Here is a 465-nt window from a genome sequence, read left to right as displayed (position 1 = left end):
AAAAGCAGAGGAACTAGGTATTGAAACGGAAGGAAAAGAACAAATTACATTAGAAAAAGAAATTCATGAAACAGAAGTAGGAAGGGAAGCAGAGCAGTTAGGTATTTCGATTGAAGGAAAAGATGTTGGGATGCTGTCAGAAGAAATCTATGAAACAAAAGTAAAGCAAGAAGCGTTAAAGCTAGGTATATCTATAGAGAATACATCAATTGTAGATTTAATTACTCAAATTAATACGATTAAAATTAAAGATGAAGCAGATAAATTAGGCATTTCTACAGATGGAAAAGAAATTGAAGACATCGCGGAAGAAATCTACGGAACGAAAGTAAGAGAAGAAGCAGGAAAGTTAGACATTTCTCAAAAAGGAAAAGAAATTGAAGAGTTAGCACAAGAAGTGTACGAACAAAAAGTACAGGAAGAAGCAAAAAAATATCATATTGATTTGTACGGTAAAGATATATA

1 pseudogene is annotated in these 465 nt (G+C 32.0%); it reads left to right on the top strand.

Features of this window, described 5'->3' with window-relative positions:
- Positions 1 to 465 (top strand): annotated as a pseudogene (locus tag MR160_RS33945) (transporter); the annotation flags it as partial.

Origin of the sequence: Bacillus cereus group sp. BfR-BA-01382 (genome assembly GCF_022663475.1) — a bacterium.
Classification (GTDB): domain Bacteria; phylum Bacillota; class Bacilli; order Bacillales; family Bacillaceae_G; genus Bacillus_A; species Bacillus_A thuringiensis_S.
Note: the sequence above shows the minus strand (reverse complement) of the source record. Positions and strands in the feature narration are given on the sequence as shown.